Below are 7,675 nucleotides of genomic sequence, written 5' to 3' on the forward strand. Positions count from 1 at the left end.
GAGACTTGTAAATCTAACTCTTGATATTCTATATTCTCTCAAAACTTCTAATATATATGTTAATACACTACACTATTTAACAAATTCAAACTCATCTTCATTATTTTTCTTCATTAAATGCTTTTGTTCTTTTCCTTTATAATCATATTTATATTCAACTTTTTGAATTAAATCATTATGTGCAAATTTATATGTAGAACCTTCGCCAATCCTATCAGGCAAATCAATGTTTAGTTTCCAGTCAATTTTCATTTTCAAAGTTTTACTTTCTTTATCATATTTGACAGTATCTTCTTTAATTGTATATTTATTACCTTGCTGTTTAGCTAATTTAACTTGTTCATCTACATTCTCTTTCACTGATTTCGGTAAATCATCATTTGAGCTATGACTACAACCAATTAAAAAACAACTCATTACAATTAATGTAACTAATATTTTCTTCATTGTATTCCCCCTATCTTTGTATTATTAATATCACTATGAAAATAAATAGCCATATTGACATCAATAACGGTCTTATAGAAATGAGTCTCCATCTTCCTTTTATTATTCTTAAAATAACATCTATGATTATGTAAGTAACAAATATTGCGATAGAAATAAATAGTATGAGAAGGTTTCCAAATGCAAAATCTTCTTTATACTGCGATGATGCTTTGATTGACATCGTGATTATAAATATAAGCGACATCAGTAGCGATATGATACCTTTATATTTAGCTATTTCTAAATTAATTTTCAAACTTTCAATTTTGTTATACTTTTGTTGTGTAATCATTTTATCGGGTTCCTTAGTTAACTCTTGAATCTTTATTTTTAAGGGTCTAGACCATAATCCTCTTACACCCATAATTCCATATAACAACACACCTATATTTAATATGAGCATCAAATTTTCAAACTGATTGACACTTTCTTCTTTTATAAGAATCACAGGTATTAAATATAAAATGAGCGCTATAATATATGTTATTATTGGCAATACTTTGAAATCGTCCGAATGCATTACAGATGTAAAATGCACTAGATAAAACAAACCAAACACGATTATGACAAGTAGAATATCCATTATGTATTGGACACCTCCAATACCTTAACTTTTACATCGACCCAAGTCATTTCATCTATCTCATTTATTATATGATAATATGGTGAGATTCTTCGCATATTATTATTTCTTGCAAATTCTTCAATTTCATATAATAATTTAGGTTCTTCATTAGAATAATCATCACTTACTAATCTTCCATGCAACATTTGATCAATATATAGATATGTCATAAAGTTTAAATGTTTATTAGGAACAAATGACTTATCGACAGGTGTCATCAGTTTCACATTAACCCTATTACCTTTCATCACCTGTGTATACACCATAATTAGTGGGCCTATCTTCTCTAAATCAAAAGCATTTATTAAATTATAAAAATCAATTACACATTCATCGAGTTGGTTAATACTGTAATCAACGTATTCTTTATATACTACATTTCGGTACATCATTTCTGAAAAATTCATTTTATTCATCTAATTCAACCTCATCAATGTTAATTTCAGCATGAATTTCATAAATCTCTCCTCCAAAGTAATTAGACATAACATGATAGAAAGGCTTATCTGAGAGAGTTATATCATTTTCAGAAGCAAACGTCTGAATACCTTCATATACAACTTCAAAGTCATCTTCATCAAAACATTTATGAGAAATTGTTGGATAAACTTCCAGCGTAGGTTGATACTTAATATTTAATTCAGGTATGTCTTCAATTTCATCATTGAGTGGTATATATGTTATAAAATTAACTTCACCCATACCCACAATTTCTTTATTGAAAATAGTAGGTCCCATTGTATATATATCATTCGACACAAAGAACTCTTTAATTCTTTTCATCTCATCTTTCCAATAATCTGGATGAATAGAAAATTCCATTTTCGCTATATGAGGCATTATTAATACGTCTAATTCCATTACCTTTCATCTCCCTTATATTACTCTTTAACCATCGTATCATTCGTCTTTAGTTGATTAACTTCAGTAAGTATTCTTCCATATAATATATAATTTTGAGTAACTAAAAAATTACACCCAAATATAATCCCTATAGAAATTATAAATATAAAATGATTTTCCGCTATATTAGGAACTATAATATATTCCACAATTTTTTGAACATAAATGAGTGAAGCTATTATTTTAAGAAAAATTATAAGTAGGGTTTTATCAATTTTTAACCATTTAGGAGCGGGTCCTAATAATAACGTACTCAATATGTGCATAGTACTACAAATAAATAATGTGAAAAAACCAATATACCAATATACATTTAAATAATAATGGTGTTCAGCTGCCACAAAGAAATATAAATTATAAAAAGTTAAATATGAAGTATAGAGACCTATAAAATCTACTATTAAATACCTTTTAGCTTTTTTTAACGGATTTTTCATTTTCCTTTCAAACAATTGTAATAAACCCATAAAATTAATTATAATCGCAAAAATTGTTGTAACTATTAGATATTTAGGTGTTTTTTCTAATGTGAGATCAAAATGATATTGCAAATAAGAAAAAAATATACAAATCAATGATAATACATTAATAACTTGTATTGCTGGTTTTCTTAAACGATTTAATGATTCTTCCAATTTATTTAGCCACCTTTATGAAAATAATGAACTTACTGATGCACCAAAATGCTTTACATCATTAACAGCATTACTAGTTGCTTTTTTTGTATTTTTCCACGTATCTGAATTTCTAATTGCCGTTACTTTTTCGTTCGCTTTGTCTTTAGCTATATCCGTTACAGACTTACCACCAATTAATGTTTGCTCTGATAAAAGAGAGATACCTATCCCGGATATTAGCCCTATCCATGCTCCTATTGGTCCACCAATACTTGCCCCTATGGCAGTCGATGCCCCAGTAGTAGCTGCCATTGCACCAAGATCAACGCCAGAACCCACTATTTTTCTTTGCATGGACTTTTCAGAGGCCAAATTAAATCCAACAGCTAGCAAATCATCTCTGTATAAATATTATTCAAAATAAAGAATTCTTTTCATTTCATCTTTCCAATAATCTGGATAAATAGAAAATTCCATTTTAGCTATATTAGGCATTATCAATACGTCTAATTCCATTATCTACTCTCCTGCTTATTTATATTTTTTATTGTCATATAGACTTCTCCATAAAGCAAGAAATATTGAGTTGCTAATGAGTTAGCAACAAATATCATTATCATACTAACTATAATTACAAAATGTGACTCTGCAACATTTGGAATTAATATATATTCAACAATTTTTTGAACATAAATTGTTGATGCTATAACACTTAACACCATAATCCAAACATATTTATTACCTTTTAGCCATGGAAGTTTATCTGCCATTAATAATAGTTTACAAATATGCGCACTTGCACATATTAATAGAAATAGAAAGCCAACAATCCAAAAAGTAGTTAAATGAATATGATGTTCTTCTGCCATAAAAAAGTAAAGATTATAAAGTGATAAATAAGTCGAGTAACCAGTCAAACAACCAATAATCAAATATCTTCTGGCTGTCTTTAGTTCAATGTTATCTTTCTTTTCAAAAAGTTGTATAAATCCAAAAAAGATGATAATTATTTCTATCAATGTAGTAATGATTAAGTAAAAAGGTGTTCTTTCAATTGTTAAGCTATAAAAATATTGCACTACCCCCGCTAAAATCATTAATAATGAAAGTACATTCATCACTTGAACACTTGGTTTTCTTAATTTCTTTAATGATTCTTCCAATTTAATTACCCCTTTATTTCGTATCGCTTTCTTATACATATATGTATAAACAAATAGGACGGCGTTCTCATTAAACCGTCCTAAAATATATTCTATTCGTTTTATTGTTTTAATCGTGATTGTTGTATTTGATATACAAACCATGTACCAATAGTAAATAAAATAATGCCAATGATAAATAATGGTAATCCAAACACATTAAAAGTTTCTCCATATAATTTTATGCCTATTTCCATAAAATCAGCTTTCATTACAAAATAAAACAGAAAGGACATCAATACTATGACAGCGTATGTTCCGATAATTGATAAATTTATCGTTGGTTTTGATACAGATTCAAGTGCTTTTGAATTTTTATGTGGTGTATAAACAAATAACCACATGATATTCAATGCTATCATTCCAAAGCTGCCTACACTCAGAATAAATCCATAAACACTTATTAAACTTAAAACGCCTGCAACTATTAAAAGTATCCACCAAGTATATTTCATACTACGAGACCTCTTTCTCCGTTTTGTTATATCTTAATATAGAAATACCACTGATTAACCAAGCTATAAATGTTAATAAATTAGCACTGATAACAGCTCCAACAATATGCAAAATACCGCTCATTTTATTATTGACAAATAACTTTTTCATAGCAAAAATACCTAATAAATCTGCAACTAAAGAAACGACAAAGAAAATTGCAAACACCGTAACAAATGTTGCCTGAGCTGTTTCTGGACTTTGTACAGTTTCCTTTCCATTTACTGTTGTGGTTAAATCCGGTTGTATAATTCCTGTTGCTGATAAAATTAAAAATAATAAAAACAATAGTGTTAAAAAGCTTTGTATGATAACGCCAATTAAAGACGTCACTTTAATTAATTTTTCCATTTATTTCCCGACTCCTTTAAATTATTTTACTTTGATATTCTTATAATCTGGATGATGGTTCTTCACATACGTTTTGGGATCAATATCTCTCTTATAATAAATTTTGTCATCCTTAAATTCATATGTTGCATAGAATAATTGATCTTTATCTTTAAATAGCTTATAACTTACCACAATCAATTTACCATCCTCAAAAACATAAGTATTAACTTTATCTTTATTAAATTTAGGCGCAACTTGATCACTTTTCTTAACCATCTCTTTATGTGTTTCTTGCTGTATTTCCATTACTTTATCAATTTGACTTTGATATTTATTTTCTTTCTGGTCGTGACTGCAACTACTATTGATGATACTCATCATTATAATCAACACACCTATACATAACTTTTTCATCAGTTTCTCCTTATTATCTATTTTTAATAAAAAAGTCTTTCAACTCAAAAGGTTTTCTATCAGGCCTTATAAAGGCATCCCAAAAGTGATAAGCAGGTTGTCCTGACTTTTTATTTTTTCTAAATGAGCGAACATGTAAAAATCTAAAATAGAACGGAATCGCATATAATCCTGGAATCATATATAAAATTGACAATACTTTTGTTACTTTAACTCTATTAGCTAATTCCACATTTGTTTGATCGTATTGATAATTTTTAAGTAATTTAAAATAAAAAACAATTTCTAACAGTATGGTAATTACATATACACTCATAATTGAAACATAAGAATATAAAGCGACTCTATCCATAAAATCTCTACCATACTGCAAACGGTTATTCATTATATCCGCTATCATCGGTGAAAAAATCAGTAAAACTGACATTATAAAAGGAATGACTTCAAATGATAAAAATATCTTATTGACTTTCTTTATATTTTCCATTTCTTCTCCTTTAATTGGTTATTTTTTCAATAGCTGAGGCTATTGAACTGATTACATTATCTAGTATAGACAATATACTACCTAATGAATTAACTTCATTTTGCATCTCAGTAATTTTATCAATTAGTCGATCAATATTCTCGTCAATATTTTTTATACAATATGACATCGAACCTACTATAAGTTCATTCTCACTTTTCATTTGCCATTTCGAATTATTCTCCCTTTCCAATAAGATATTCTTTAAATAAATTTTTAGCATCTGATTTGTGCTCTTTAACATTCTTTTTTAACTTAGTTAATTTAATCTTAACTCGTGTTGCTCTTTTTATTTTATCATTTAAGTCTGCTATTTTGGCTTTAATTTCTACTGATTGTTGAAGTTTATAAATTTTTAAATTTTATTTCTACTCCAACTTTTGCACTCCGAAACTCAATTGTAGCTTTTCTTTCACCTAATTTAACTTTCGCTTTAACATCTCCCCCTGCTACTTTAAGGCTTCCTTTTGATAAAAAAGTCCATGCAAAATTAAAAATGCAGAAAAACAAGTGAAATTTAGTGGGAGTAGTAAGCATAATTATATATTTTTACGAGATTTCCTAAATTTTTAGAGCCTCTGAATAATCTCATAATTAAATATCCAAAATCTTAAGGGAGGGGAGGTCATCCACATATGCTTCTTCAACCTTTGTGATCCATGCGATACACATGTCCATGTGGTGTTGTATATTCGATGTTGGCTTTCTCTCTAAAATATTTTATATGTATATAGTAGTAAAATTAAAATTTACTATTCGTTGTAATCAAAAGAAAACTAAGCAACTTTTACATTGCTTAGTTTTTCTTCAATTTATTTTACTTTTCTTCTTGCTCTTTAATGAACTGTTCTACTTTTTTCACTTTATTTATCGCATATTCTTTTTCTGGTAGAATACCGAATTTTTTATATTCATAATAATATTCTCTAGCTAACGGTCCAAATTCTGAATTTTTCCAATCAATATAATCAAAGGACACGTTTAATTTACCTTCTTTAGTGAAATCAAATTCACATGATGTCCATGGTTCTTGATTATTTTCTATAAATAACTTCTTGAGTCTTTCAAAATTTTCGTAAAGCTCGTCCAATAATTCTTTAAATATTTTTTTTGAAACATTATGTTCTTTAGGAATAGCAGTATAATAATGTAATTCTTCACTCCCAGGTAGAGTATAGTAGAAAAAAACTTCTTTGCTTTCTTCTTTTATATATGCCTTTGTATATACCTCATCCCACTCTACAGGAATCATATCACTGATTTTATTCGCTATTTCTTGATACATTTCATTTAATTTCTTTTCAAATTCCATTTTTCTCACTCCTAAATATTTGGAATACGTTTTTCATATTGTCTATTATTGATTTCATATTCAACTTGAAATTCTGTAGGTCTTTGACTGTCACCCCTATATTGCACTTCAATTTTAATATTTTTTACTTGATCTTCTGATTCAATAGCTTCCCGCCATTCTTTCTCCATGTTATACCATTCTCCGTTCTCTTTAAATGAGCGGTTGATGTATTTACTTTGGGGTACGAGATTGTCTATATCTTTAGAACCTCCGAATGCGCGCGCAATTAAATGACCGCCGTCATCATCTGGCAAACGATCTTCTCTTCCAACTGTTCGTTGCGCATATGTATTACGTCCGCCATCATGAAGTGATAGGTCATCTGCATATACTTCTTTAATGCGGCCTTTGTGATCCGTGCGATATACATGTCCATGCGGTGTTGTATATTCGATGTTGGCCTTCAATTTCTTAGGCTTCATAAATCTGCGTTCATAATGGTCACCATATTCAACCTTTGTAAGATTTGGGTCTTCTTGATAATGAACAGAATTGGAACCATGACTTTGACTGCTACTTACATGTTTACCTTCACTCTTTACCATACTATCTTTTGGTGTGTGTGTCACTTGATGATTTGATGAGAAGGTACGTTGAATACTTTGGCCTGCTTCTCTAAGTGTAACACCTTTACCTGCTTGAACACTACCTACGCCTGCAACCGCAACTCTAGGTTGTGTAAATGGTATTTCCTTTTCTAATATATGATTCGTCGCT

14 protein-coding genes are annotated in these 7,675 nt (G+C 28.9%); all 14 read right to left on the reverse strand.

From position 1 onward, the window contains the following. Nucleotides 1–72 precede the first annotated feature (72 nt). Nucleotides 73–447, reverse strand: coding sequence for a hypothetical protein (locus tag HMPREF2897_RS02055; protein ID WP_002477202.1), 375 nt, complete (start codon nucleotides 445–447; stop codon nucleotides 73–75). A 10-nt stretch (nucleotides 448–457) separates the two neighbouring features. Continuing rightward, complete coding sequence (locus HMPREF2897_RS02060; protein WP_002477203.1) at nucleotides 458–1,072, reverse strand: DUF5080 family protein; 615 nt, start codon at nucleotides 1,070–1,072, stop codon at nucleotides 458–460. Next, nucleotides 1,072–1,530 (reverse strand): DUF5085 family protein, encoded by a 459-nt coding sequence (locus tag HMPREF2897_RS02065; RefSeq protein ID WP_002490481.1) that lies wholly within the window; start codon nucleotides 1,528–1,530, stop codon nucleotides 1,072–1,074. The genes HMPREF2897_RS02060 and HMPREF2897_RS02065 overlap by 1 nt, the downstream gene beginning before the upstream one ends. Then, nucleotides 1,523–1,975: a DUF5085 family protein gene (locus HMPREF2897_RS02070; RefSeq protein ID WP_002490473.1), complete on the reverse strand. Its 453-nt coding sequence runs from the start codon at nucleotides 1,973–1,975 to the stop codon at nucleotides 1,523–1,525. Before HMPREF2897_RS02070 ends, HMPREF2897_RS02065 begins: the two co-directional genes overlap by 8 nt. 20 nt (nucleotides 1,976–1,995) lie before the next feature. Next, the gene (locus HMPREF2897_RS02075) at nucleotides 1,996–2,652 is read right to left on the reverse strand and encodes a DUF5079 family protein (RefSeq protein ID WP_002477206.1); all 657 of its coding nucleotides are present in this window, start codon (nucleotides 2,650–2,652) and stop codon (nucleotides 1,996–1,998) included. Nucleotides 2,653–2,667: 15 nt separating this feature from the next. Continuing rightward, on the reverse strand, nucleotides 2,668–3,006 hold the full coding sequence (locus HMPREF2897_RS02080; RefSeq protein ID WP_229040772.1) for a DUF3482 domain-containing protein: 339 nt from the start codon (nucleotides 3,004–3,006) through the stop codon (nucleotides 2,668–2,670). Nucleotides 3,007–3,149: 143 nt separating this feature from the next. Continuing rightward, complete coding sequence (locus tag HMPREF2897_RS02085) at nucleotides 3,150–3,797, reverse strand: DUF5079 family protein (protein ID WP_070592565.1); 648 nt, start codon at nucleotides 3,795–3,797, stop codon at nucleotides 3,150–3,152. A 101-nt stretch (nucleotides 3,798–3,898) separates the two neighbouring features. Further along, on the reverse strand, nucleotides 3,899–4,291 hold the full coding sequence (locus HMPREF2897_RS02090; RefSeq protein ID WP_002475723.1) for a DUF5084 family protein: 393 nt from the start codon (nucleotides 4,289–4,291) through the stop codon (nucleotides 3,899–3,901). Nucleotide 4,292: 1 nt separating this feature from the next. After that, complete coding sequence (locus HMPREF2897_RS02095) at nucleotides 4,293–4,682, reverse strand: DUF4064 domain-containing protein (RefSeq protein ID WP_002475703.1); 390 nt, start codon at nucleotides 4,680–4,682, stop codon at nucleotides 4,293–4,295. A 21-nt stretch (nucleotides 4,683–4,703) separates the two neighbouring features. Next, nucleotides 4,704–5,078 carry a DUF4467 domain-containing protein gene (locus HMPREF2897_RS02100; RefSeq protein WP_049383424.1) on the reverse strand — a complete coding sequence of 125 codons (375 nt, stop codon included), beginning with the start codon at nucleotides 5,076–5,078 and terminating at the stop codon, nucleotides 4,704–4,706. A gap of 13 nt (nucleotides 5,079–5,091) precedes the next feature. Then, the gene (locus HMPREF2897_RS02105) at nucleotides 5,092–5,565 is read right to left on the reverse strand and encodes a DUF5083 family protein (protein ID WP_049383425.1); all 474 of its coding nucleotides are present in this window, start codon (nucleotides 5,563–5,565) and stop codon (nucleotides 5,092–5,094) included. 10 nt (nucleotides 5,566–5,575) lie between these two features. Next, nucleotides 5,576–5,827, reverse strand: coding sequence for a hypothetical protein (locus HMPREF2897_RS02110; RefSeq protein WP_049383426.1), 252 nt, complete (start codon nucleotides 5,825–5,827; stop codon nucleotides 5,576–5,578). Nucleotides 5,828–6,421: 594 nt separating this feature from the next. Beyond that, a complete protein-coding gene (locus HMPREF2897_RS02120) occupies nucleotides 6,422–6,916 on the reverse strand; it encodes a TIGR01741 family protein (RefSeq protein ID WP_058703126.1) in 495 nt (164 codons plus the stop codon). Between the two features lie 11 nt (nucleotides 6,917–6,927). Then, the coding region (locus tag HMPREF2897_RS12735) for a DNA/RNA non-specific endonuclease (protein ID WP_141751276.1) at nucleotides 6,928–7,675 on the reverse strand (748 nt) is incomplete at its 5' end.

The organism is Staphylococcus sp. HMSC065D05, from assembly GCF_001813195.1.
Classification (GTDB): Bacteria; Bacillota; Bacilli; order Staphylococcales; family Staphylococcaceae; genus Staphylococcus; species Staphylococcus epidermidis.

Excerpts from the sequence above, each read along its gene's own strand:
- HMPREF2897_RS02055 (WP_002477202.1), bottom strand. The coding sequence starts at position 447 with ATGAAGAAAATATTAGTTACATTAATTGTAATGAGTTGTTTTTTAATT.
- HMPREF2897_RS02060 (WP_002477203.1), bottom strand. The coding sequence starts at position 1,072 with ATGGATATTCTACTTGTCATAATCGTGTTTGGTTTGTTTTATCTAGTG.
- HMPREF2897_RS02065 (WP_002490481.1), bottom strand. The coding sequence starts at position 1,530 with ATGAATAAAATGAATTTTTCAGAAATGATGTACCGAAATGTAGTATAT.
- HMPREF2897_RS02070 (WP_002490473.1), bottom strand. The coding sequence starts at position 1,975 with ATGGAATTAGACGTATTAATAATGCCTCATATAGCGAAAATGGAATTT.
- HMPREF2897_RS02090 (WP_002475723.1), bottom strand. The coding sequence starts at position 4,291 with ATGAAATATACTTGGTGGATACTTTTAATAGTTGCAGGCGTTTTAAGT.
- HMPREF2897_RS02095 (WP_002475703.1), bottom strand. The coding sequence starts at position 4,682 with ATGGAAAAATTAATTAAAGTGACGTCTTTAATTGGCGTTATCATACAA.
- HMPREF2897_RS02100 (WP_049383424.1), bottom strand. The coding sequence starts at position 5,078 with ATGAAAAAGTTATGTATAGGTGTGTTGATTATAATGATGAGTATCATC.
- HMPREF2897_RS02105 (WP_049383425.1), bottom strand. The coding sequence starts at position 5,565 with ATGGAAAATATAAAGAAAGTCAATAAGATATTTTTATCATTTGAAGTC.
- HMPREF2897_RS02110 (WP_049383426.1), bottom strand. The coding sequence starts at position 5,827 with ATGCTAAAAATTTATTTAAAGAATATCTTATTGGAAAGGGAGAATAAT.
- HMPREF2897_RS02120 (WP_058703126.1), bottom strand. The coding sequence starts at position 6,916 with ATGGAATTTGAAAAGAAATTAAATGAAATGTATCAAGAAATAGCGAAT.